Annotated in this window: 18 protein-coding genes; 15 read left to right on the top strand and 3 right to left on the bottom strand. The window is 72.7% G+C overall.

Translation table 11 applies throughout. The features are described from left to right. The first annotated feature begins 22 nt into the window (after positions 1-22). A complete protein-coding gene (locus OG552_RS04565) occupies positions 23-1,972 on the top strand; it encodes a fumarate reductase/succinate dehydrogenase flavoprotein subunit (RefSeq protein ID WP_329129804.1) in 1,950 nt (649 codons plus the stop codon). Then, on the top strand, positions 1,969-2,718 hold the full coding sequence (locus OG552_RS04560; protein ID WP_329129803.1) for a succinate dehydrogenase/fumarate reductase iron-sulfur subunit: 750 nt from the start codon (positions 1,969-1,971) through the stop codon (positions 2,716-2,718). Before OG552_RS04565 ends, OG552_RS04560 begins: the two co-directional genes overlap by 4 nt. 37 nt (positions 2,719-2,755) lie before the next feature. Here OG552_RS04560 and OG552_RS04555 read toward each other — a convergent pair whose 3' ends face one another. Beyond that, positions 2,756-4,219 carry an ATP-binding SpoIIE family protein phosphatase gene (locus tag OG552_RS04555; RefSeq protein ID WP_329129801.1) on the bottom strand — a complete coding sequence of 488 codons (1,464 nt, stop codon included), beginning with the start codon at positions 4,217-4,219 and terminating at the stop codon, positions 2,756-2,758. A 341-nt stretch (positions 4,220-4,560) separates the two neighbouring features. Between OG552_RS04555 and OG552_RS04550 the strand changes: the two genes are divergently transcribed. After that, entirely contained in the window at positions 4,561-6,609 is a 2,049-nt protein-coding gene (locus OG552_RS04550) for a translation factor GTPase family protein (RefSeq protein WP_329129800.1), read from the top strand. Positions 6,610-6,679: 70 nt separating this feature from the next. Then, positions 6,680-7,057 (top strand): DUF427 domain-containing protein, encoded by a 378-nt coding sequence (locus tag OG552_RS04545; RefSeq protein ID WP_329129798.1) that lies wholly within the window; start codon positions 6,680-6,682, stop codon positions 7,055-7,057. Between the two features lie 135 nt (positions 7,058-7,192). Here the strand turns inward: OG552_RS04545 and OG552_RS04540 are convergent, their stop codons facing one another. Next, complete coding sequence (locus tag OG552_RS04540) at positions 7,193-8,227, bottom strand: LacI family DNA-binding transcriptional regulator (protein WP_329129796.1); 1,035 nt, start codon at positions 8,225-8,227, stop codon at positions 7,193-7,195. A 195-nt stretch (positions 8,228-8,422) separates the two neighbouring features. Here OG552_RS04540 and OG552_RS04535 point away from each other — a divergent pair, with 195 nt between their 5' ends. Then, positions 8,423-10,387, top strand: coding sequence for a discoidin domain-containing protein (locus OG552_RS04535; protein ID WP_329129795.1), 1,965 nt, complete (start codon positions 8,423-8,425; stop codon positions 10,385-10,387). Positions 10,388-10,660: 273 nt separating this feature from the next. Next, positions 10,661-11,800: a hypothetical protein gene (locus tag OG552_RS04530; protein ID WP_329129793.1), complete on the top strand. Its 1,140-nt coding sequence runs from the start codon at positions 10,661-10,663 to the stop codon at positions 11,798-11,800. Between the two features lie 84 nt (positions 11,801-11,884). Here OG552_RS04530 and OG552_RS04525 read toward each other — a convergent pair whose 3' ends face one another. Continuing rightward, positions 11,885-13,588: a GDSL-type esterase/lipase family protein gene (locus OG552_RS04525; RefSeq protein WP_329129792.1), complete on the bottom strand. Its 1,704-nt coding sequence runs from the start codon at positions 13,586-13,588 to the stop codon at positions 11,885-11,887. A 440-nt stretch (positions 13,589-14,028) separates the two neighbouring features. Here OG552_RS04525 and OG552_RS04520 point away from each other — a divergent pair, with 440 nt between their 5' ends. The 9 genes from OG552_RS04520 (at position 14,029) to OG552_RS04480 (ending at position 25,119) form a co-directional block, all read left to right on the top strand. Next, the gene (locus tag OG552_RS04520; protein ID WP_329129790.1) at positions 14,029-16,161 is read left to right on the top strand and encodes a glycoside hydrolase family 27 protein; all 2,133 of its coding nucleotides are present in this window, start codon (positions 14,029-14,031) and stop codon (positions 16,159-16,161) included. A gap of 149 nt (positions 16,162-16,310) precedes the next feature. After that, the gene (locus OG552_RS04515) at positions 16,311-17,612 is read left to right on the top strand and encodes an ABC transporter substrate-binding protein (protein WP_329129789.1); all 1,302 of its coding nucleotides are present in this window, start codon (positions 16,311-16,313) and stop codon (positions 17,610-17,612) included. Between the two features lies 1 nt (position 17,613). Continuing rightward, complete coding sequence (locus OG552_RS04510; protein WP_329129787.1) at positions 17,614-18,531, top strand: carbohydrate ABC transporter permease; 918 nt, start codon at positions 17,614-17,616, stop codon at positions 18,529-18,531. After that, the gene (locus OG552_RS04505; RefSeq protein WP_329129785.1) at positions 18,531-19,436 is read left to right on the top strand and encodes a carbohydrate ABC transporter permease; all 906 of its coding nucleotides are present in this window, start codon (positions 18,531-18,533) and stop codon (positions 19,434-19,436) included. Before OG552_RS04510 ends, OG552_RS04505 begins: the two co-directional genes overlap by 1 nt. Next, positions 19,433-21,553 carry an alpha-galactosidase gene (locus OG552_RS04500; RefSeq protein ID WP_329129783.1) on the top strand — a complete coding sequence of 707 codons (2,121 nt, stop codon included), beginning with the start codon at positions 19,433-19,435 and terminating at the stop codon, positions 21,551-21,553. Before OG552_RS04505 ends, OG552_RS04500 begins: the two co-directional genes overlap by 4 nt. A gap of 74 nt (positions 21,554-21,627) precedes the next feature. After that, the gene (locus OG552_RS04495; RefSeq protein WP_329129781.1) at positions 21,628-22,389 is read left to right on the top strand and encodes an SDR family NAD(P)-dependent oxidoreductase; all 762 of its coding nucleotides are present in this window, start codon (positions 21,628-21,630) and stop codon (positions 22,387-22,389) included. Between the two features lie 65 nt (positions 22,390-22,454). Further along, entirely contained in the window at positions 22,455-23,189 is a 735-nt protein-coding gene (locus tag OG552_RS04490; protein ID WP_329129779.1) for a FadR/GntR family transcriptional regulator, read from the top strand. Further along, positions 23,186-24,331, top strand: a complete 1,146-nt coding sequence (gene dgoD / locus OG552_RS04485; RefSeq protein WP_329129777.1) for a galactonate dehydratase — start codon at positions 23,186-23,188, stop codon at positions 24,329-24,331. Before OG552_RS04490 ends, dgoD begins: the two co-directional genes overlap by 4 nt. Next, entirely contained in the window at positions 24,325-25,119 is a 795-nt protein-coding gene (locus OG552_RS04480; protein WP_329129775.1) for a hypothetical protein, read from the top strand. The genes dgoD and OG552_RS04480 overlap by 7 nt, the downstream gene beginning before the upstream one ends. Positions 25,120-25,297: the final 178 nt, after the last annotated feature.

The following is a 25,297-nucleotide window of genomic DNA, read 5'->3' as shown; positions in this document are numbered from 1 at the left end:
GCAGGCCGAGGGAAACACGACCATGAACGACTTCACGCAGTACGCGACCGGTGCCCCGCTCGTCGACACCACCGCCCCGACGGGCCCGGTCGCGGACCGCTGGACCACCCGCCGTTTCACCGCCAAGCTGGTCAACCCCGCCAACCGCCGCAAGCACACCGTGATCGTCGTCGGCACCGGCCTGGCCGGCGGCTCGGCCGGCGCCACACTCGCCGAACAGGGCTACCACGTCGTCCAGTTCTGCTATCAGGACTCCCCGCGCCGGGCACACTCCATCGCCGCCCAGGGCGGCATCAACGCCGCCAAGAACTACCGCAACGACGGCGACTCGGTGCACCGGCTCTTCTACGACACCGTCAAGGGCGGCGACTTCCGCGCCCGCGAGTCCAACGTCCACCGGCTCGCCGAGATCTCGGTGGAGATCATCGACCAGTGCGTCGCCCAGGGCGTGCCCTTCGCCCGCGAGTACGGCGGCCTGCTCGACACCCGCTCCTTCGGCGGCGTCCAGGTCTCCCGCACCTTCTACGCCCGCGGCCAGACCGGCCAGCAACTGCTGCTCGGCGCCTACCAGGCGCTCTCCCGGCAGATCGCGGCCGGCAACGTCGAGATGCACCCGCGCACCGAGATGCTCGACCTGATCGTCATCGACGGCCGCGCCCGGGGCATCGTCGTCCGCGACCTGGTCAGCGGCGAGATCAGCACCTTCTTCGCGGACGCCGTGGTGCTCGCCAGCGGCGGCTACGGCAATGTCTTCTACCTGTCGACCAACGCCATGAACTCCAACGCCACCGCGATCTGGCGCGCCCACCGCCGCGGCGCCTGCTTCGCCAACCCGTGCTTCACCCAGATCCACCCCACCTGCATCCCGCGCACCGGCGAGCACCAGTCCAAGCTCACCTTGATGAGCGAGTCGCTGCGCAACGACGGCCGGATCTGGGTGCCGAGCGCGAAGGGCGACACGCGCAACCCCGCCGACATCCCCGAGGACGAGCGCGACTACTACCTGGAGCGGATCTACCCCTCCTTCGGCAATCTGGTGCCCCGCGACATCGCCTCGCGCGCCGCGAAGAACGTCTGCGACGAGGGCCGCGGCGTCGGCCCCGGCGGCCAGGGCGTCTACCTCGACTTCGCCGACGCCATCGGCCGGATGGGCCGCAAGGCCGTCGCGGAGAAGTACGGCAACCTCTTCGAGATGTACGAGCGGATCACCGCGGAGAACCCCTACGAGGTCCCGATGCGGATCTACCCGGCCGTGCACTACACGATGGGCGGCCTGTGGGTGGACTACGACCTGCAGACCACCGTCCCCGGGCTCTTCGCGATCGGCGAGGCCAACTTCTCCGACCACGGCGCCAACCGGCTCGGCGCGTCCGCGCTGATGCAGGGCCTGGCGGACGGCTACTTCGTGCTGCCCGCCACCATCAACGACTACCTCGCGCGGCACCCGCGGGCCGACACGCCCGACGACTCGCACCCGGCGGTCGTCGCCGCTCTCGCCGAGACCCGCGACCGCCTGCACCGGCTGGTGAGCGTCGACGGCGACCGCACCGCCGACTCCTTCCACCGCGAGCTGGGCGAACTGATGTGGGAGCACTGCGGCATGGCCCGCTCCGAACAGGGCCTGCGCAAGGCGCTCGACCGCATTCCGCAGATCCGCGAGGAGTTCTGGCGGCGGATCAAGGTCCCCGGCACCGAGGCCGAGTTCAACCAGTCGCTGGAACGCGCCAACCGCGTCATCGACTACCTCGAACTCGCCGAGCTGATGTGCCTGGACGCGCTGCACCGCGCCGAGTCCTGCGGCGGCCACTTCCGCGAGGAGTCGCAGACGCCCGACGGCGAGGCGGCCCGCCGCGACGAGGAGTTCTCGTACGCCGCCGCCTGGGAGTTCACCGGCACCGGCCGGCCGCCCGTCCTGCACAAGGAAGACCTCGTCTTCGAGTACGTCCACCCCACCCAGCGGAGCTACGCATGAGGCTCACCCTGCGCGTCTGGCGGCAGCACGACGCCGACGCCCCCGGCACGATGGCGGACTACCAGGTCGAGGACGTGTCACCCGACATGTCCTTCCTGGAGGTCCTCGACTCGCTCAACGAGCGCCTCACCCTTCAGGGGGAGCAGCCGGTCGCCTTCGACCACGACTGCCGTGAGGGCATCTGCGGCGCGTGCAGCCTCGTCATCAACGGCGAAGCGCACGGCCCGGAGCGCACCACCAGCTGCCAGCTGCACATGCGGTCCTTCAAGGACGGCGACACCATCGACGTCGAGCCCTGGCGGGCCGCCGCCTTCCCGGTGGTCCGGGACCTGGTGGTCGACCGGGCCGCCTTCGACCGGATCATCCAGGCCGGCGGCTATGTCAGCGTCCCCACCGGCGCCGCGCCGGAGGCCCACGCCACGGCGGTGCCGAAGGCCGACGCCGACCGGGCCTTCGAGCACGCCGAGTGCATCGGCTGCGGCGCCTGCGTGGCCGCCTGCCCCAACGGCTCGGCGATGCTCTTCACCTCGGCGAAGATCAACCACCTCGGCGCCCTGCCGCAGGGCGCGCCGGAGCGTGAGACCCGGGTGCTGGACATGGTGGCGCAGATGGACGCCGAGGGCTTCGGCGGCTGCACCCTCACCGGGGAGTGCGCCACCGCCTGCCCGAAGGGCATCCCGCTCACCTCGATCACCGCGATGAACAAGGAGTGGCTGCGCGCCAACCGGAAGGTCAGCCGGGACTAGACGCAGAGGGAGAGGGGAGCCGCGCGGGCCACCGGCGCTACTCGTCGGCCAGGGCGGGCGTCGCCGGCAGGACGGCGGGGACCAGCGAGAGGTCGTCGGCCGGCTGGTCGAGCCGCTTCTCCGCCCAGATCGTCTTGCCGCTCCCGGTGTAGCGGGTGCCCCACCGGTCCACCAGCTGACCGACCAGATAGAGCCCCCGGCCGCCCTCGTCCAGCGGCTGGGCCCGCCTGGCGTGCGGCGAGGTGCTGCTGCCGTCGGAGACCTCGCAGATCAGCGCGTCGTCCTGGATCAGCCGTACGGTGACCGGTCCGCGTGCGTGCCGCACCGCGTTGGTGACCAGCTCGGTGACCACCAGCTCCATCGCGAAAGCCTGCTCGGCCAGGCCCCACGACTCCAGCTGCCCGGTGAGCGCGGCCCGCGCGGCCGGCACCTGCTCGGGCACCGCCGGGTACTGCCAGGTCGCCACGTGCCGCTCGTCGAGGGTCCTGGTCCTGGCCAGCAGGAGCGCCATGTCGTCGTCGTGCACGGCGGGCAGCCCGTCGAGCACCCGGTTGCAGATCTTCTGCAGCGACCCGGTCGCGGGCAGCAGGGCGGCGGCGAGCGCGGTGATCGCCTCGTCCGCCTCGCGGTGCCGCAGGTCGAGCAGCCCGTCGGTGTAGAGCGCGATCACGGTGCCCTCGGGCAGCGTCACACAGGCGGTCTCGAACGGCGCGGCGCCGAAGCCCAGCGGCGGGTTGGCGGTGTTGGGGCGCACCTCGATCGCGCCGTCGGGCGCGATGAACGCGGGCGGCGTGTGGCCGGCGCTGGCGATGCAGCACTCCCGCGATATCGGGTCGTAGACCATGTACAGGCAGCTGGCCCCCAGTTCGCCGGCGCCCTGGTCGCCGTTCATCCGGTGCACCAGGTCGTCCATCCGGGCCAGCAGCTCGTCGGGCGCCAGGTCCAGGTCGGCCAGGGTGTGCACGGCGGTCCGCATCCGGCCCATCGTCGCCGCCGCGTGCAGCCCGTGCCCGACCACGTCCCCCATCACCAGGGCGACCCGCGCCCCGGACAGCGGGATCACGTCGAACCAGTCGCCGCCGACGCCCGCCGCCGAATCGGCCGGGACATAGCGGGACCCCGTCTCCACCGCGCTGTTGCCGGGAAATTCCCGTGGCAGCAGGCCCCGCTGCAGGGTGAGGGCGGTGTCCCGGCTGCGGTGCAGTTCGCGTTCCCTGGCTCTGGCCTGGCTGAGCAGCACCCCGACCACCGCCGCGGCGGCCACCAGACCGAGCTTGATCGACCACACCCCGGCACCCTCGGAGCTGACCTCGTACCGCAGCAGGGCGTACGTCCCGACGGTCAGTGCGCCGATGACCGCGGTCGCCGACACCCCGTGGGTGGCGGCGGCCAGAAACGGCACCACCGCGAGGAACAGGCCGTAGTGGCCGCCGGGGCTGGTGAACAAGATGGCCAGCGCGGTGGCGGCCAGCACCAGCAGCGGCAGGGAGAGCCTGAGCACCTGGCCAGGGGTGAGCCCGGGGGAACCAGGAACGCGTTCCCCCGACCCCAAAACCGCCGTCAGATGCATGACCCTTCCACTCCCGGCACCCCGCCCTCGCGGCATACCTGTCCGATTGAGGTGCTTGTGTCCGTAGTGTCAGCGTACGTCACGTCGCTGGGGGCACCGGCGGGGCACCTTCCGGGCCCTCACCAGCGGTGGAAATCCCGTTGCCGCCCGCCGGCCGGCTCTGCTGTAGTCACAGCCGAACCCGTCCCCGGCCGAGGAGCAATGATCATGCGCGGTTCCGTCATGCCCGCCCCGACAGGTATCGCTCCCTACCCCGAGGACATGACCCTTCCGTGCAATCGCTCAATCTCGGCATCCTGGCGCACATCGACGCGGGCAAGACCAGCCTGACCGAGCGGCTGCTGTACGCCGCCGGAGTCATCGGCACGATCGGCAGCGTCGACGCCGGCAGTACGCAGACCGACTCCCTCGCGCTGGAGAAGCAGCGCGGCATCACGATCAAGTCCGCCGTGGTCTCCTTCGTGCTCGACGGCGTCACCGTCAACCTGATCGACACCCCCGGTCACCCGGATTTCATCGCCGAGGTCGAGCGGGTGCTCGGCGTGCTCGACGGCGCGGTCCTGGTGGTCTCCGCGGTGGAAGGCGTCCAGCCGCAGACCCGGGTCCTGATGCGGACCCTGCGCCGGCTGCGGATCCCCACCCTGATCTTCGTCAACAAGATCGACCGCGGCGGCGCCGACCCGGACCGTACGTTCCAGGACATCGCGGCCCGGCTCACCCCGGACGTGGTCGCGGTGACCGCGGTCACCGCGCCCGGCACCCGCGAGGCCCGCGCCGCGGCCCGCACCGGGGGCCCCGGCTTCGCCGCGCGGCTGGCGGACCTGCTCGCCGGTCACGACGACCGGCTGCTCGCCGACTGCCTGGCCGACGAGACGGCGGTGCCCTACCGCAGGCTCCGGACCGAACTGGTGAAGCAGACCCGGCAGGCGCTGGTCCACCCGGTCTTCGCCGGCTCGGCGGTCACCGGCGCCGGCGTCGACGCCCTGATCGCCGGCATCACCGAACTGCTGCCCGCGCGCACCGGCGCACCCCGGAAGCCGCTCAGCGGCGAGGTGTTCAAGATCGAGCGCGGCCCGGCCGGTGAGAAGATCGCCTATGTGCGGATCGCCTCGGGCACGGTCAGGACCCGGGACCGGGTGCCCGTCCACCGGGCCGGCGGCGCACCGGGCGACGGCGGTGAGCGCGCCCAGAAGGTCACCGCGATCAGCGTCTTCGACCACGGCACCGACGAACGCCGCAGTACCGCGGAAGCCGGCCGGATCGCCAAGCTGTGGGGGCTGACCCGGGCCCGGATCGGCGACACCATCGGTGAACCGCCCGGCGAGCGGGCCGCCGAGCCCCACTTCGCCCCGCCCACCCTGGAGACCGTCGTCACCGCCCGTCGCCCGGGCGAGCGCGGCGCACTGCACGCGGCGCTCTCCCAGCTCGCCGAATCGGACCCGCTGATCGCACTGCGCCGGGACGGAACCCGCCAGGAGATCGCGGTGTCGCTCTACGGCGAGGTGCAGAAAGAGGTCATCCAGGCCACGCTGGCGGACGAGTTCGGCGTCGCGGTGGACTTCCAGGAGACCACCACCGTGCACATCGAGCGGCCGGCCGGCACCGGCGCCGCCTTCGAGATCAAGGAGAAGGACGGCAACCCCTTCCTCGCCACCGTGGGCCTGCGGATCGAACCGGCCCCGGCCGGCAGCGGCGTGGAGTTCCGCCGGGAGGTCGAACTCGGCTCGCTGCCCTACGCGTTCTTCACGGCGGTCGAGGAGACGGCCGGTGAGACGCTGCTCCAGGGCCTGCACGGCTGGCAGGTCACCGACTGCCTGGTCACCATGACCCACGCCGGCTACAACGCCCGGCAGAGCCACGCCCACGCGGTCTTCGACAAGAGCATGTCCAGCACCTCGGGAGACTTCCGCAACCTCACCCCACTGGTGCTCGCCGAGGCACTGCGCCGGGCCGGCACGGTGGTGCACGAGCCGATGCACCGTTTCCGGCTGGAGATCCCGGTGGACGCGCTCGGCACGCTGCTGCCCGTACTGACCCGGCTGCGGGCGGTGCCCCGCACCCCCGGGACGCTCGGCGGCGGGTATCTGCTGGAAGGCGACATCCCGGCGGCCCGGGTGCACGACCTGGAGCAGCTTCTGCCCACCCTGACCCGCGGCGAGGGCGTACTGGAGAGCGCCTTCAGCCACTACCGGCCGGTCACCGGGCCGGTGCCGGAACGGGCCCGTACCGACCACAATCCGCTCAACCGCAGGGAGTACCTGCAGGCGGTGCGGCGCCGGCTGACCGGAGGGGGGAACAGGGCCGACGGCGGGAGTGTTTGACCGGTCACGTCCCGGCTGCCTACGGTCGGGGCAGGGCAGGAACAGACCGGTCTACCCATCGGAGAGCGCCATGGAACGCACCGTCAAGACACCCGGCCCCGACCACCCGATCACCGTCCGGCCCACCGCACAGCGCGTGGTGGTCAGGGCCGGCGGCCGGGTGATCGCCGACAGCACCCGGGCGCTCACCTTGCAGGAGGCGGACTACCCGCCCGTGCAGTACATCCCGCTGGAGGACATCGCGGCCGGGGTGCTGAGCCCCACCGACAGCCAGACGTACTGCCCGTACAAGGGCGACGCCTCGTACTACGCGCTGACCGCCGACGCCGGCCGGATCACCGACGCGGTGTGGACGTACGAGAAGCCCTATCCGGCGGTCGGTGAGATCGCCGGGCATGTCGCCTTCTACCCGCAGCACGTCGACATCGCCCTCGGGGACGACGCCTGACGGTCGCCCGCGGGGCACACCGGCCGCACCGGCCGCCCGGGTGAGAGCAGGACGCCGGATGCCGCCGGGCGTCCCCGGCCGCACCGCGCCGTGACGGTGCGGCCGGCCGCCCGGGAGGTCAGGTCTCCGGCGAGGTCAGGTCTCCGGCACGGTGGCCGGCCGCGGCGCCGGCCCCGTCGACTCCCGCAGCACCAGCTGGGTGGCCAGCTCCACATGGAGGGTGTCCACGGTGTGCCGGTCCAGCAGCCGCATCAGCAGCGAGACCGCCATCCGCCCCAGCTCCTCCAGCGGCTGCCGCACTGTCGTCAGCCGCGGCACGGTGCTCCGGCTGAGGTAGGTGTCGTCGAAACCGGTGACCGACAGGTCCTCCGGGATCCGCAGCCCCCGCTCGTAGGCCGCGCGCAGCACCCCGACCGCCGCCTTGTCGTTGAAGGCGACCAGGGCGGTGGGACGGTCCGGCAGGTCGAGGAGTTCACAGGCGGCGGCGTAACCCCACTCGGAGGTCGGCTCGATGCTGCGCAGCAGCTCGGGCGCGGGCAGCACTCCGGCGTCGGCGAGCGCCGAGGTGTGGCCGGCCAGCCGGGAGCGGCCCGCCAGCCAGTCCCCCGGCCCGCCGATCACGCCGATCCTGCGGTGCCCCTGGGCGACGAGATGCGCGCTGACACTGCGGGCCGCGGTCAGGTGCGCCGCGGAGACCGACGCGATGTCCGGCGGCAGCGGAGTGCGCGGGTCGACCACCACGAACGGGAAGTCCTGCGCGCGCAGCGCCTCCAGCTCCTTCTCCGGCTCCGGCGGCACGATCAGCACCGCGCCCGCGATCCCCGGGTCGGTGGGCAGGCTCGCCAGCACCTGGATGTCGCGGGCCGCGTCCCCCGCGCTCAGCACCAGCCGCCGGCCGTGCAGGTCGAGCGTCTCCGCGATCGACGAGACGATCACGCCGAAGTAGTCGGTGAGCACATACGGGCAGCGGACGTAGATCGCCCCGTTCGCGGTGCCGCGCCGGGCCGGCGCCGGCGCGCCGAGCCGGGCCACCGCCTTGCGCACCAGTTCCTGGGTCTCCGGGGCGACATGGGCATGGCCGTTCATCACCCGCGACACCGTGGCGATCGAGACGCCGGCCTCCGCGGCGATGGCGCGAACCGTGGCGCGCGTGCCCTGCTGCCTAACCACGTGTTACACGGTTTCGTTTCATGTGCGCAGCTTAGCGGCAGCGCAGGGCTGCCACACCAGGACCGGAGCGAGAACTGTCCGGGATATTGACACACCGGGGCGGTCCCGGATTACGTGGTCGCGCAGACATTTTGCTGAAAATGTTTCAGATTGTTTCACTGTTCCAGACCTTCACCAGCCCGAGGAGATCGAGCGATGACGAGGAGACGACGCGCCTACGGCGTCACCGCGGTGGCCGCCGCCGCGCTCTGTCTGACCTGTGTGCCCGCCGCCCCGACCGCCGCGGTGGCAGCGTCGCACCCCGCGGGCCACGCCGGCCCCGCTGCCCCGAGCGCCTCGGTCTGGGTGACCACCCCGGACGGCGCCGAGGAACTGCGGCCGTCGACCCCGGTGGCCTTCCACCCCGGGGCGTCCGATCTGACCACCATCACCGTCGACCCGACCCGCTCGTACCAGAGCGTCGACGGTTTCGGCGGCGCGCTCACCGACTCCTCGGCCGCCGTCCTCAGCACGCTCCCGCCGACCGCCCGCGACACCGCGATGCGGCAGCTCTTCGACCCCCGGCAGGGCATCGGCGTCAGCTTCCTGCGCCAGCCGATCGGCTCCTCCGACTTCACCGCGGCCCCGGCGCACTACACCTACGACGACATGCCGGCCGGCCGGACCGACTTCTCCCTGCGGCACTTCAGCATCGCCCACGACCAGCGGCAGATCCTCCCGCTGCTGCGGCAGGCGAGAAAGCTCAACCCGCAGCTCACCGTCATGGCCACCCCGTGGAGCCCGCCGGCCTGGATGAAGGACAGCGACTCCCTGACCGGCGGCCACCTCAAGGACGACCCGGCGGTCTACCAGGCATACGCCCGCTACCTGGTGAAGTTCGTCCAGTCCTACGCGGCGGCCGGCGTGCCCGTCGACTACCTCACCGTCCAGAACGAGCCGCAGAACCGCCGGCCCAACGCGTACCCCGGCACCGACCTGCCCGTGCAGCAGGAGGCCAAGGTCATCGAGGCGCTCGGCCCGCTGCTGCACCGGGCCAGCCCCCGCACGAAGATCCTCGCCTACGACCACAACTGGACCACGCACCCCGACGACATCACCACCGCGGAAGAACTCGGCGAGGACCCGCAGACCGACTACCCCTACCAGGTGCTCGACGGCCCGGCCGCCACGTGGGTGGCGGGCACCGCCTACCACTGCTACTCCGGGGACCCGAGCGCCCAGTCCGCCCTGCACGACGCCCACCCGGACAAGGGCATCTGGTTCACCGAGTGCTCCGGGTCGCACGGCGCCACCGACACCCCCGGCCAGATCTTCCGCGGCACCCTCACCTGGCACGCCCGCACCATCACCGTCGGCACCACCCGCAACTGGGCGAAGTCCGTCGCCGACTGGAACCTCGCCCTCGACGCCGCCGGCGGCCCGCACAACGGCGGCTGCGACACCTGCACCGCGCTGCTCACCGTCGCGGCCGACGGCACCGTCACCACCAACGCGGAGTTCTACACCATCGGCCACCTGTCGAAGTTCGTGCGGCCCGGCGCGGTACGGATCGCCAGCACCAACTACGGCACCACCGGCTGGAACGGCCAGCTCACCGACGTCGCCTTCCGCAACCCGGACGGTTCCACCGCGCTCGTCGTCCACAACGAGAACGACGCACCGCGCTCCTTCGCGGTCGCCGTCGGCGACCAGTCCTTCGACTACAGCCTGCCCGGCGGCGCGCTGGCCACCTTCACCTGGCCGAAGTCGGCCCGCCTGACCACCGCCCTGCGCGCGGTCCCGCTCACCGGCGCCACCGCCACCACCTCTCCGGCCGGCCAGGGCGACCCGGCCCTCACCGTGGACGACGACGGCACCACCCGCTGGACCAGCGGCGCCGCCCAGAGCCCCGGCCAGTACCTCCAGGTGGACCTCGGCAGGCGCACCGGCTTCCGGTCGGTCGCCATCGACAGTGGTGACAACCCCGGCGACTACGCCCGCGGCTGGCAGCTCCAGGTGAGCGACGACGCCACCCACTGGCGTACCGCCGCCGCCGGTACGGGCACCGGCCAGCTCACCACCGTCACCCTCCGCCCCACCCGGGCCCGCTACCTCCGCGTCACCCAGACCGGCACCGCCGGCAACTGGTGGAGCCTGGCCGACCTGCGCCTGTACCGCTGACCCCCGAACTGCCGTGGGTCCGGCCCTCCCCGCTACGGGCCCACGGCAACCACCCCTCGTCGCCAGGGGTGCGGGCGAGCGGACCGGCAGGTGCCGCCGCGGTCCGCCCGGCCGGTGAGCGCCGCGTCCTCCACGGCCGGGGAGCACCGCGTCCCTCACGGCGTACGGCCTCGCCCGTCGGCGGTCACCGGCGCCGGCCGGACCCGGGGAGGAAACGCGCTCTCCACCCAAAAGCCTTCCGCTGACCACCTGTTGGCGGCACAATCGCCGTTCGTGACGATCGCTGAGCCCTCCACGCCCGCCGCGGCCGGGCGGGCGGGACCGGCCGCCGCACTCCGCGGATTCCTCGCCGCCCTGGCGACCGGCGCCGCGCTGGCCGCTGTCGTGGTCGGCATCGTCATCGGGAACGCGGCCCTGGGCTGTGCCGGCGCCGGGCTCCTGGTGGCCACCGTCGTCGTGGCTGCCGTCACCGGGCACCGTCGCCGGCAGGGGAGACCGGTTCCGGTCAGGGTGACGGCCCTGGCGATGATCGAGAGCCGGCGCGCCATGGACGGTGAGAGCGCGGACGTCCCGATCAGATTCGTGCTGACGGTGGCGCCGGACGACCGTGCCCCCTACCGGGTGGAGTTCACCCAGGCGATCAACCTGGTCGACATCCCCGACTACCGGCCGCGCGGCATCGTGGTCGTGGAGCATCCCGACGACGCGCCGTGGGACGTCAGGATCGTCACCCGCCCCGATCCGGAATGGGAGCGGCGGGCCGCCGGGGCCGCACTGGACTCGGCGCCCGCATCGGCCCTGCTGACAAAGCCGGCCACCGAGGGATCGTGCTGCCTGGTCGGCGTCCCGGGGCTGCTGATCGGCGCCGCGGTCGTGGTCCTCCTCTTCCGGGCGGACCTCTTCCAGCACCAGGACGCGGCCGGACCGCAGAAGAGCCCGGCCGCGTCGGCCCCGTCTTCACCGTCGGCACCTTCGTCTTCGTGGTCCTGGACGTCCTCGACCGGCACCGTCTCCTCCCGCACGACGGTCGCCGAGACCTCGGACTCCCTGCTCGCCGACGGGGAGTTGCGCCGTACCGCGGAGTCGGTGATCAAGGCGGCCGGCACCCCGACCGCGGTCGGCTTCAGGGCCGAGGAGCACCGCATGTCCGTACGCTGGGCCGCCACCGCGGGGTCGAGCGACACGCAGCCGCCGTTCGACCTGCGCTCCCTGCCGTACGAGCGGCTCCCCGGGCTGGTCCGCCAGGCGCGCGGCGGCCTCGGCATCGACGCACCCACCGGCTGGCGGATCGACGTCGACCACGACGCCCGTACCAAGGCGCTGGTCCTCCGGGTGACCGTCTCCGACGCGCAGGGGTCCGCCTCCCTGCGGGCGGACGCCCAGGGCCGCGTGATCGGACGCGACCCCCGCTGAACGGCCGCCCCCGGGGCTGACCGGACCGACCGGGGCCGTTCCGGACACGGGTCAGGCCCGCTTCCGGCCGGGATGTCCGCGGCCTCAGGAAGTGACGAGGTCGAACTCCTCCCACGGCCCGATCGCGTCGCGGTTGGCGATGAGCGCGGCGGCGCCCGCGTTCTCCGCCGTCACGTACTTCCCGTTGACCTGCGCCTTGAGGCTGTAGCTCTGGTCGGGGTTCCGGAGGAGCTGGAAGGTCTCCCAGGACCCGACCGACGCCCGGTTGGCGATCAGCGGTGCGGCCCCGGCGTTCTCGGCGGTGACGATCTGGTTGTCGGCGTGCGAGCGCAGCGCGATCAGGCCGTTGCCCTGGTCGAGTTCGTCGAACTCCTGGGCGGTGCCCACCGAGTCGCTGTCCGCGATCAGCGCCGAGGCGCCGCCTTCCGGAGCGGAGACGAACTTGCCGTTGGCGTGCGAGCGCAGCGCGATCCAGTTGCCGGCCGGCTGGGTGGGACCGCCGAAGACGCTGAGGTCGACCGCGTCCGCGATGGCCTGCAACCCGGCCTCGTTCGGGTGCAGATGGTCACCGGCGTCGTAGGCGGGCAGATAGCGCGTCGGACTGGCCGGATCGTGGGTCGCGGTGTCCTGGTCCACGACCGCGTCGCAGCCGCTGCCCGCGCCGCGGACGAAGGCGTTGACCGCGGCCCGGGAGTTCTCCGCGGCCTGTGACCAGCCGCCCGAGCCCTGGAAGGGGGTGAGCGTCGAGCAGAGGAAGGAGATCCCGGCCTGGTGCGCCTGGGAGATCAACTGCTGCAGCGCGGCGATGAGCTGGCTGCCGCTGGGCGGGTTGGCCACGCCGACGTCGTTGATCGGGTCGTCGGAGAAGATCACCCAGCGCACTCCCGGCTGGCCGACCACGTCCCGGGCGAAGCGGTTGAGCGCGCTCTGCCCCGCGCCGTCGGTGAGCAGCTTGTTGCCGCTGATGCCCTGGTTGAGCACGCCGACCGTACGGCCGCTGTCCGACAGCCGCCGGGCGAGGTCGTTGGGCCAGCGCTTGTTGGAGTCCTGGGAGGAGGCCACGCCGTCGGTGATGGACGCGCCGAGGGTGACCACCGCGCCCTGGGCCGCCGGATTCTGCACGTCGAGGTTGGTGAGGAAGGCGTAACTCCCAGTGGTGGCTGCGCCGTTGAGGGTCGCGTTCGCGCTGACGTCGCCGCCGGCCACGTAGTTGGTCTGGGTGCCCTGCTGGTGGTAGGTCGCCGAGCCGGTGCCGTTCGGCAGGTAGAAGCTCACCGCGACATCGGACTGGGCGGCGACGGTGAACGAGGCCGCGTCGCTGACCGCGACGGCGCCGGCCGCGATCGTCACCGAGGTCTGCCCGCCGAAGGTCACCGCGCGGTCGGTGCCGGCCGACACGGACGACCCGGAGGTGCGCTGCGCCACGTGCACATCCCGTACGGTCAGCGGCGCCGAGCCGAAGGCGTTGGAGATCCGCAGCCGCGCCGAGCTGCCGCCGATGCTGGTGTGCACGATCTGCCGCAGCGTCTGGTTGCTGTACGAGGGGCCGCCGCTCTGCGGGGACACCGACCAGGTGCCGGTCCAGCCGTCGGCGGCAGCGGCAGGCGCGGGCGCGGCATGGGCGGTACGGACCGCGGGCGCGACCGGCGCGACCGGCGCGGTGGGCGTGCCGGGGGTGGCGGCGGAGACGGTCCAGGCGGTCAGCGGGACGAAGAGCCCTACGGCGAGGGCGGCGGTGAGCAGGACCCTCGCCCGCCGGGCCGAGGGGGAGGAGGCATGTCGTGGCACAGGGAACTCCTGGTGTGGGGGAGAGGAGTGTGTGGCGTGTCCGGTGGAGCGACGGCAGGGATGACAGGAGTCGGCAGGAGACGGCAGGAGACGGCAGGAGTCGGCAGGAGACGGCAGGGACAAGCAGCGGACGGCAGGGACTGTAGTGCCCCCGATCCGCCCCGCCAATCCCCGGGCGGCAGCGCAGAGTTCGGATGACTTGTCCCATCGGGCCGTCCTCCGCCGCGAGTTGCCGCGTCCCGGGCCTGTGACATCGGATGACTCGGCGGGCGGGGAGCGCGAGCCGGGCCGCGCGGCGCTCCCCGGGCCGGAGCGCGGCGTCTGCCTGCGAATTTTAGTTTATTAGTAATAATCGTTGACACCCCTCGGTGCCGCCCGCACAGTTCTCGTCGATGACCCCAACCCTTCGGGAGAACCACGTGATTTCGCATCGTTCAGGGATGGTGCGCGCCCGGCGGGCGGCGGCCGCGGTGGGCGCCGCGGCACTGCTCGCGCTGGCGGTGCCCGGCGCGGCACAGGCGGCGGACCGCCATCCGGCCGGGCACGGCGACGCCGGGGTGCCGGCGTACTACGACAGCGGCCTCGCGCCGACGCCCGCCATGGGCTGGAACACGTACTACGGTCTCGGCGCCCCCACCGAGACCCAGGTGAAGAGCGTCGCCGACTTCCTGGTCAGCAGCGGGCTGCGCGGCAGTGGTTACGACATCGTCTGGCTCGACGGCGGCTGGCAGGCGGACAACCCGCGTGACGCCCAGGGCCGGCTGACCGCGAACCCCGAACGGTTCCCCTCCGGCATCCCCGCACTGGTCGACTACCTGCACCACCGCGGCCTCAAGGCCGGCATCTACACCGACGCGGGTGACTACGACCCGGCCAGCTGCGGGCTGGGCAGCCGGGGCCATTACCAGCAGGACGCCGACGAGTTCGCGAGCTGGAAGATCGACGCGATCAAGGTCGACTTCCTCTGCGGCATCGGCGAGAAACTCGACCCCGGGCCCGCCTTCAAGCAGTTCAGCGACGCGGTCGCCGCCTCCGGCCGCCCGATGCTGCTCAACCTCTGCAACCCGCTCACCGACGACTGGGGCCTGCCGCACACCCCCGAGCAGGACGCGCACAACACCTACGTCTACGGGCCGACCACCGCCGACTCCTGGCGCACCGGCACCGACATCGCGTACGGCTCGCCCACCCCGGGCGAGTTCCCCAATGTGCTGCGGAACATGGACGCCAACGCCTGGCACCCCGAGGCCCAGGGCCCCGGCCACTTCAACGACCCCGACTACCTCATCCCGATGCGCACACTCCCCGACGGCTCCTACGAGTTGAACCAGGAGGAGTCCACCACCCAGCTGGTGATGTGGGCCGAGATGGCCTCGCCGCTGGTCATCGGCTCCGACCCGCGCACGCTGCCGAAGGCGATGCTCGACACCCTGCGCAACCCGGAGATCCTCGCCGTCGACCAGGACCCGCTCGGCATCCAGGGCGTACGGGTGGCCACCGACGCGACCGGTGACACGTACAGCAAGGTCCTCCAGGGCGCCGGCCGGCGCGCGGTGGTGCTGCTCAACCGCTCCGACCAGCCGGCCCAGCGGACGCTGACCTTCGCGCAGGCCGGGCTCACCGGCAAGGTGGCGGTACGCGACCTGCGCGAGCGCGCCGGCAAGGGCACGCACACCGGCGGCTACACGGTGACCGTCCCCGCACACGGCACCGTCATGCTCGGCCTGACCGGCACCGACGACGCCCCCGGCGTCAAGCTCGGCGGCCCCGCCGCGAGCGCCGACCCGGCGCTGGTCCGCGACGGCGACCGGCTCACCGCCTTCACCCGGGACGCGGCCGGCCACCTGCGTGAACAGACCGGCCGGAGCGGGCAGTGGACCGGGCGCGCCACCGACCTCGGCGGCCCGACCGGCGGCCGTTTCCTCGGCCAGCCCGCCGCCTACGCCTCGGCCGGCGGCCGGATCGACGTCTTCGTGCGCGGCACGGACGGCCACGCCTACCTGCGCAGTCTCACCGGCGGTCACTGGGGCCGCTGGCAGGATCTCGGCGGAAAGCTCGCCGACGCGCCCACCGCCGCGTACCAGGGCCCCGGCGCCTGGACGCTCTTCGCCACCGGCGCCGACGGCACGGTGACCAGCCGGGGTGCGAGCGGCGGCTGGACCTCGATCGGCGCTCCCGCCGGGCCCGCGCTCTACGGCCGCCCGTCGGCGGTCACCGACGCGGCCGGCCGGGTCCATGTCGCGGTGCGCGCCGCGGACGACGCGGTGTGGAGCCGGGTACGGGACGCCTCCGGCACCTGGTCGCAGTGGACCTCGCTCGGCGGCACCATCGGGGGCAGTCCGACGCTGGTCACCACCGGCGGCACCGTGCAACTGCTCGCCCGCGCCTCGGACTACACGCTCTGGCAGCGGACCTACGACAGCGCGGCCGACAGCTGGGGCGGCTGGTTCCCGCGCAGCGCCTTCGTCAGTGGCGCCTTCGACGGCGCGCTGGGCGCCACCGCCGGTCCCGGCGGCCAGGTGCTCGCGGTCGCCCGCGGCGTCGCCGGCGTGGTCCGGCAGAGCTCCCTGTGACCGGTCCGTTCCCGGTCTGAACGCTCCCCGGGGTGTCCGCGACGGGCACCCCGGGGCCCACCGCGCGATCCGTTACTCAATAAATTACGAATTAATCTTGACGCCGCGCCCGCGGCCCGCCAGTCTGTAGCAGCCGACAAGGGAGTCACATGAACACCGCGAACATCTCACCGACGAACCGCCGTCAGTTCCTGGCCGGCGCCGGCGCCCTCGGAGCCGCCGCCCTGATGAGCGGCTGCGTCACGTCCAGCTCGTCCGGCGGCAGCAGCAGCCAGTCCAGCGGCACGGTCAGCGTGCAGTCCAACCTCTCCTCGCCGCAGGCGAAGTCCGCGATGGAGAACCTGGTGGCCGCCTTCAACAAGCGCGGCGGCCCCAAGGCGAAGCTCAACACCGTCGCCTCGGAGACCTTCCGGACCCAGCTGCCGACGTACCTCACCTCCGCCAACCCGCCGGACCTGCTCACCTGGTACCCCGGCTCGGTCGCGGACACGTACGCCAAGAAGAACCTGCTGCTGGACGTCAGCGACATCTGGACCACCGGTGAACTGGCCGGCTACTCCGACGCGCAGAAGAAGCTCTGCACCGACTCGGCCGGCGCCAAGGTGTTCGTGCCCGCCAGCTACAACTGGTGGGGCGTGTTCTACAAGAAGTCCAACTTCGCGCGCTGGGGCGTCCAGGAGCCCACGACCTGGGACGAGTTCATGGCGCTGTGCGACACCCTGAAGTCCAAGGGCGTCACCCCGATCGGCCTCGGCGCCGGCAGCGGCACCGCCTGGGTCGCCTCCGCGTGGTTCGACTACCTCAACATCCGGATCAACGGCGCCCAGTACCACCGCGACCTGCTGGCCGGAAAGCACCGCTTCGACGACCCCGAGGTGCACAAGGTCTTCGACAAGTGGACCGAGGCGCTGCCGTACTTCGACCCCAACGGCACCGCGCTCGCCTTCCAGGACGCCACCACCGCACTGCTCAACAACCGCACCGGCATGATGCTGATCGGCACCTTCTTCGCCGACGCCGCCCCCAAGGACCAGGTCGGCGACCTCGACTTCTTCCGCTTCCCGGTGATCGACCCCAAGGTCCCGCTCGCCGAAGAGGGCCCCACCGACGGCTACTTCGCCAGCGCGCACACCAAGCACAAGGACGAGGTGAAGCAGCTGATGAGCTGGCTGGCCACCGTCGAGGCACAGGAGACCTACCTCAAGGGGTCGTCCGGCATCTCCATCCCGGTCAACCCCAAGGCCAAGGACTCCGGCACCCCGCTGGTGAAGAAGGGCCGCGCGCTGATAGAGAACGCGCCCGACATCACCCAGTTCTTCAACCGCGACTCCAGCGACGCCCTGCAGCCCACCGCGGACACCGCGCTGACGAAGTTCCTCGCCAAGCCCAAGGAGATCAACTCGATCCTCACCACCTGGCAGCGCGACGCACAGAAGATCTGGAGCCAGTGAGATGGCGGTACTGACCGCCGCGGGCCGGCGCACCTCCCGCGGCGGGCGCAAGCGGGCCACCCGCGTCCCCCCGGTGGTGCTCGCCTTCGTCCTGGTGCCGCTGCTCGCCGAGGGCTTCTGGGTGTTCTGGCCGGCCCTGCAGGGCTTCTACCTGTCGCTGACCAAGTGGGACGGCATCTCCCCGCCGCAGTTCATCGGCCTGGGCAACTACCGGGAGATGATCCACGACACCGTCTTCCACACCGCGATCCTCGACACGGTGCTGTGGCTCGCGCTCTTCGGCGGCCTGTCGGCGGTCCTCGGCCTCGGCGCGGCACTGCTGCTCCAGCAGGAGCGCCGCGGGGTCGGCTTCTACCGGGCCGCCCTGTTCCTGCCGGTGGTCTTCTCGCTCACCGCCACCGCGCTGGTGTGGCAGGCGATGTACCAGCCGGACGGCCTGATCAACAAGACCCTCTCCGGAGTGGGCCTCGGCAGCCTCACCCACCCCTGGCTCGCCGACCAGGACACCGCCCTGTACGCGGTGATCGTGCCCGCGCTGTGGCGCCAGATCGGCTACGTCATGGTGCTCTACCTGGCCGGCCTCAAGGGCATCGACCCGGCGCTCTACGAGGCCGCCAAGGTGGACGGCGCGAGCAAGTGGCAGCAGCTGCGGCACATCACCCTCCCGCAGCTGCGCAGTGTCAACGCCGTGGTCCTGTCGGTGATCATCATCGACAGTCTGCGCTCCTTCGACGTCGTCTGGGCCCTCACCCGCGGCGGCCCGTACCACTCCTCGGAACTGCTCAGCACCTACATGTACTCCACCGCCTTCCAGTCCCTGCGGCTCGGCTACGGCTCCGCGCTCGCCGTGGTCATCTTCGTGCTGGCCTTCGGCGTCATCGCCTCCTACCTGGTCCGCGCGTTCAAGGAGGCCGACTGATGAGCGTCACCCACGCCGCCGCCCCCGCCGCCGAGCAGGGCGCGGACACCCGGCCGGCCCCGCCGCGCACCACCAGGGGACGGCGCCGCGTCTGGGGCACCGTCGCCTTCCACACCAGCGCCGGACTGATCTCCGCCCTGTGGCTGGTGCCCATCGCGGTCGTGCTGATCACCGCCACCCGCTCGTTCGACGACATCGCCGGACACGGCCTCGGCAGCGCCCCGCACTCCTTCACCCTCGGCGGCTTCCGCCAGGCATGGGTGGACGGCGGCCAGCAACAGGCCCTGATCAACAGCCTGCTCGTCTCCGTCCCCACCGTGCTGGTGTCCCTGCTGCTCGCCTCGATGGCCGCCTTCGCGCTGAGCCGCTACGACGTGCCGCTGCGCCGGGTACTGCTGCTGCTGATGCTCAGCGGCAATCTGCTGCCCCCGCAGATCCTGCTGATCCCGGTCTCCAAACTCAGCGAGCACCTGGGCATCTACGACTCGCTGTACGCGCTGATCGGCGTCCAGGTCGGCTTCGGCGTCGGCTTCTACGTCTTCGTCCTGCACGGCTTCATGCGGGCCATCCCGCCGGAGATCCAGCAGGCCGCGGTGATCGACGGCGCCGGACCCTGGCAGATCTACACCCGGATCATCCTGCCGCTGGCCCGTCCTGCGCTGGCCGCGCTCACCGCCCTGGCGTTCACCTGGATCTTCAACGACCTGCTCTGGGCGATCACCGTGCTGCGCAGCGACACCAAGATGCCCATCACCGCCTCGCTGCTCGGCCTGCAGGGCCAGTACGTCTCGCAGTGGAACGTGATCGCGGCCGGTTCGGTGATCGCCGCCGCCCCGACCGTCCTGGTCTTCCTCCGCTTCCAGCGGCACTTCGTGGCCGGACTCAACCTCGGAGCCGTCAAGTGACCATCGCCCCACAGGAGTTCCCGGCCGGCCCGTGGCTGCTGCGCACCGAGCACACCGTGTACGCGGTACGGCTCGCGGACGGCGGCCGGTGGGCGGAACTCGCCGCCTGGGGACCGCACGGCGCCGAGACCGGGCCGCCGGTGCTGCCCGCCACCCGGCGCACCCACTTCATCACCCCCGCCGACGCGGCACCCGCCGAGTACCTCCCCTACGGGCTGCGGCCGTTCACCGGCGCCGACCTCACCGTCCGCCGGCCCGGCGGCGAGCGCGGCCTGTGGTGGACCTTCACCGGCGCCGGCGGTGACGAAGACCGCACGCTGCGGCTGGAGTTCACCGACGAGCCGACCGGACTGCGGGTGGCGCTCCACTACGCGGCTGTGCCCGGCACCGATGTGATCCTGCGCTGGGCCGAGTTCACCAACCTCGGCGCCGAAGAACTCCACCTGGAGAACCTCGACTCCGCCGCCGTCAACGTCCCCGTGCGGGCCGGTGCGCGGCTGACCTACCTCGCCGGGCAGTGGGCGCAGGAGTTCCAGCGCCACCAACTGGACCTGGTCCGCGGCCGGTTCGAGATGGCCTCCACCCAGGGCACCCCGGGGCACGCCTACGCCCCCTGGCTCGCCGTCCAGGACGCCGCCGAGACCGACGGCCCCGCCTACGGCCTCGCCCTGGAGTGGTCGGGGAACTGGCACATCACCACCGACGCCGAACCCGGCGGCGCGGTCCGGATCAGAGCGGGCCGGGTCCCCCACGAGGGGGCCGTCCTGCTGCGCCCCGGCGGAGCGCTCACCACCCCGCGGCTCGCCTGCGCCTTCAGCCCCGGAGGACTCGACGGCCTGTCCCGCGTCTGGCACCGCTACGAGCGGCAGCTGGCCGGCGACAGGCTGCACCGGACCCGCAAGGTGCTCTACAACTCCTGGGAGGCCACCGGCTTCGACGTCCAGGCCGGCGCGCAGCTCGAACTCGCCCGGATCGCCGCCGGGATGGGCGTCGAACTCTTCGTGGTGGACGACGGCTGGTTCACCGGCCGGCTCGACGAGAAGGGCGGCCTCGGCGACTGGCAGCCCGATCCGGCCGCCTTCCCGGCCGGCTTCGACGACTTCATCGCCCAGGTCCGCGCCACCGGGATGGACTTCGGCCTGTGGGTGGAACCCGAGGCGGTCAGCCCCGCCTCCCGCCTGTACGCCGAGCACCCTGACTGGGTCTACCGGACCGAGGGGCGCACCGCCACCCTGGTCCGCGAGCAGCTGCTGCTCGACCTCGGCCGCCCGGACGTCCAGGACTTCGTCATCGGCACCCTCGACACACTGCTCGGCGGCCACGACATCAGCTACCTGAAGTGGGACATGAACCGGCCGCCCACCGAACGCGGCCGGCCCGGCGCAGGACCCGCGGGGGAGCAGGACCTGGACGCCGCCCATGTGGCCGGCTACCTCCGGGTGCTCGACCACCTGCGGGCACGCCACCCGCAGGTCACCGTCGAGGGCTGCGCCGGCGGCGGCGCCCGGATCGAACACGCCACCTTGGCCCGTACCGACGTGGTCTGGCCCAGCGACAACACCGCCCCGCTGGACCGGCTCGCCATCCAGTACGGCTATCTGCACGCCCACGCCCCGCACACCATGAGCAGCTGGGTCACCGACGCCCCCGGCGTCTTCGACCCGCGGCCCCGCTCGCTCGCCTTCCGCTTCGTGCTCGCCGCTGCCGGCGTGCTCGGCATCGGCGCGGACCTGCGGCACTGGAGCGCCGGGCAGCGCGCCGAGGCCGCCGCCTGGGTCGCCCGGTACAAGCACCTGCGCGAGGTGATCCACCACGGACAGGCCCGGCTGCTCGGCGCCCCCACCGACGCCACCTGCGGCGTGCAGTACGACGCACCCGGCGGCGGCCGTACCGTCGTCGCCGCCTGGAGCACCGGCCGGCTCGACGGGGCGCCCCTGGTCCCCGGCCGCCCGGCCCGGCTGCGGCTGCGCGGCCTCGACCCGGCCGCCCGCTACCGGGACACCGCCACCGGCACCGAGTACAGCGGCGCCCATCTGCTCCACTACGGCCTGCCGCTGGCGTGGACCGCGACGTACGACGCCGACCTGATCGAGCTGCTGGACCCGACCGGGCGATGAGACCTCCCGGCCCAGCACCGAGCACCTCACTAAAGTCGCCGAGAAGCGCCCACCCCGAGGAGACGAACCGCCACATGAACGTCACCGCAGCCCGATTCACCGGACGGGTGGCAGTCGTCACCGGCGCCGCCTCCGGGATCGGCGCCGCCACCGCGCAGCGTCTGGCGGCCGAGGGCGCGGCCGTGGTCCTGGCCGACGTCGCCGAGCAGAGCGGGGAAGCGGTCGCGGCCGGCATCCGGGCCGGCGGCGGCCGGGCCGCCTTCGTCACCGCTGACGTCTCCTCACCGCAGGCGTGGGACCGGGTCGCCGCGGCGGCGCACACCTTCGGCCCGGTCGGCGTGCTGGTCAGCAACGCGTACACGGTGGACGTCACACCGGCCGGTGAGATGACCCTCGCCTCCTGGGAGCGGCAGCTGGCGGTCAACCTCACCGGCGGCTTCCTCGGCTTCAAGACGCTCCTGCCCGACCTGCGCGCCAACGAAGGCGCGGTCGTGCTGACCTCCTCGGTCCACGCCCACAAGGGCATCCCCGGCCACCCCGCCTACGCCGCCTCCAAGGGCGCCCTGCTCTCGCTCTCCGGGCAGCTCGCGGTCGAGTACGGGCCCGAGGTCCGGGTCAACGCCGTCCTGCCGGGGCCGATCCTCACCGCGGCCTGGGACCGGGTGCCGCAGGAGGACCGGGACAAGTCCGTGGCCGAGACCGCGGCCGGCCGCTTCGGCAGACCCGACGAGGCAGCCGCCGCCATCGCCTTCCTGGCATCCCCCGAAGCGTCGTACATCACCGGATCGAGCCTGCTGGTGGACGGCGGCTGGAGCGTCGTCAAGGCATCCGCCTGACCGGCGCCCCACCCGCCCGGCACGCCATCTGACATGGCACCCGACATGGAGAAAGGCAGAACGACATGACGCCATACGCGCGCCGCGGAGTGCACGGCCAGACCGTGGAGACCCTCGCGCGCCGGGTGCTCAGCGGTGAGATCGCCGAGGGCGCGACCCTCGACCTCGTAGCGCTGCAGAGCGAGTTGGACGTCAGTCTGACCGCGCTGCGCGAATCGCTGAAGGTGCTGGCGGCCAAGGGCATGGTGGACGCGCGGCAGAAACGCGGCACCTTCGTACGGCCCCGTGCCGACTGGAACCTGCTCGACGCCGACGTACTGCGCTGGCAGTTCGCCGGCGGCACCGGAGCGGGCGCCGACCTCGCGCTGCTGCGCAACCTCGGGGAGGTCCGCGGCATCATCGAGCCGGCCGCGATCCGGCTGGCCGCGCTGCGCCGCACCGACACCGACCTGACCGCCCTCGACGCGGCGCTCACCGCGATGGGCGAGCAGGACGGCGGGCCCGCGCACGCCGTCGAGGCGGACCTCGCCTTCCACCGCGCCCTGCTCGCCGCCACCCACAACGAACTGCTGGAACGGATGGAGATGGTGATCGAGTCCGGCCTCGCCCACCGCGACGAGATCGTGCACAGCTCACCGCACGGGGAGGACCCGGTACCGAGCCACCGCGCCGTGCTCGACGCGGTCCGCGACCAGGACCCGGACGCCGCGGAGGCCGCCATGCGGGCCCTGCTGGAGCAGGCCGTGCGCGACCTCGACCTGGTCCACGGCACCGACGCCACGGTGGAGGGCGCCCGGTGAAGATCGTCCGCATCGAGACCTTCCTCGTACCGCCCCGCTGGCTCTTCTGCCGGATCGAGACCGACGACGGGGTCGTCGGCTGGGGCGAACCGGTGGTGGAGGGCCGGGCCGAAGTGGTCCGCGCCGCCGTCGAGGTCCTTTCCGAACACCTCATCGGCCAGGACCCGTTGCGGATCCAGGACCACTGGCAGGTGCTCACCAAGGCCGGCTTCTACCGCGGCGGCCCGGTGCTCTCCAGTGCGGTGGCCGGCCTCGACCACGCCCTGTGGGACATCGCGGGCAAGGCGTACGGCGCCCCCGTGCACGCCCTGCTCGGCGGCCCGGTCCGCGACGCGGTACGGGTCTACGCCTGGGTCGGCGGCGACGAACCGGCCCGGCTCACCGAGGAGATAGCCGCCCAGATCGAGGCCGGCTTCACCGCGGTCAAGATGAACGCGGCCGGCCGCACCGACCCGCTCACCTCACCGGCCGGCACCGCCGCCGTGGTGGACCGGGTGGCCGCGGCCCGCGAGGTGCTGGGCCAGGACCGCGATGTCGCGGTCGACTTCCACGGCCGGTTCAGCCCGGCCGGCGCCCGGCGGGTGCTGCACGCGATAGCCCCGCTGCACCCGCTGTTCGTGGAGGAGCCGCTGCTGCCCGAGTACGGCCATCTGACCGCGTCGCTCGCCGCGTCCACCCCGGTGCCGCTGGCCACCGGCGAACGGCTCTACGGGCGGGCCGAGTTCCTGCCGGTGCTCAGCGCCGGCATCGCCGTCGCCCAGCCGGACCTGTCGCACGCCGGCGGCATCACCGAGGTGACCCGGATCGCCGCACTCGCCGAGACCTTCGGCGCGCAACTGGCCCCGCACTGCCCGCTGGGACCGATATCGCTCGCCGCGAGCCTCCAAGTCGCCTTCTGCACACCGAACTTCCTCATCCAGGAGCAGAGCCTCGGCATCCACTACAACAAGGAGGCCGACCTGCTGTCCTACCTGGTCGACACCGAACCCTTCCGGTTCGTCGACGGCCACGCCCGCCGCACCGCGCTGCCCGGCCTCGGCATCACGGTCGACGAGGCCGCGGTCCGTGCCGCCGACCGCGCCGGGCACGCCTGGCGCAACCCGGTGTGGCGGCACCCCGACGGGTCGTTCGCCGAATGGTGAGTCCGGTGCGGGTGATCACAGAACCGGGGCTCGGCGGGCGCTGGACGTCGCTGCGGGTCGGCGCCCGGGAGTGGCTGTGGCACCGCGACGAGCCCCGCCGGGCGGGAGTCTCGCCGGGGGACGCGTTCGCCGACGCCGGCGGGCTGGAGGAGTGCGTTCCCACCGTCCGGGGCACCCCGGACCACGGCGACGCCTGGAGCAGGCCCTGGTCGGTGGCGGACGGCGCCGCATCGGTGCGGTGCCCCGACTTCCGGCTCACCCGCAGGCTGCGGGAGCTGCCCGGTGCCGTGGTCGCCGACTACCGGCTGACCGCCGCCCCCGGTTACCGCTTCCTGTGGGCGGCGCACGCGCTGCTCGACGTCTCCCCCGACGGCCGGATCACCGTCCCGGACGGCACCCCCGGCCGCTGCTATCCGGACGGCGGCGCCCACTGGGACGGTTTCACCTGGCCGGTGGCGGCCGGCGGTGCCCGCTTCGACCGGCTCGGACCGGACGACGGTACGGCGCTGGGCGCGATCGTGGCCACGGCGGAGGCGACCGTCCGGGACGGCGCCGACGCTCTCCGCTTCACCCTGGACGCCCCGGACCAGCCGGCCTCCGTCGCGCTGTGGCGCAACCTCGGCGGCTTCCCCGAGACCGCCCCGTACCGCTCGATCGGCGTCGAGCCGATGCTCGGCCGGGTCTTCGACCTGGCGGCGGCGGGGGAGCAGGACGCGGCCCGGGTCCCGGACACGGGCGAGGTCCGGTGGCGGCTGACGGTCACCGCCTCGCCGCCGTCCCGGCCCTGACTCTGCCTTGTCCCCCCGCCCTCGCCCTGACGCCGTCTCGTTCCCTCGTCCTCACTCTGACTCCGCCTTGCCCTCGTCCCTGCCCCAGCCCTCGCCCCTGCCCTGACCCCGCCTCGCCCTCGTCCCGTCCTCGACCCCGGCTCTGCCGCTGTCCCCGCGTCCCGCGGCCGGCCACTCC

Origin of the sequence: Streptomyces sp. NBC_01476 (genome assembly GCF_036227265.1) — a bacterium.
Taxonomy (GTDB): Bacteria; Actinomycetota; Actinomycetes; order Streptomycetales; family Streptomycetaceae; genus Actinacidiphila.
Note: the sequence above shows the minus strand (reverse complement) of the source record. Positions and strands in the feature narration are given on the sequence as shown.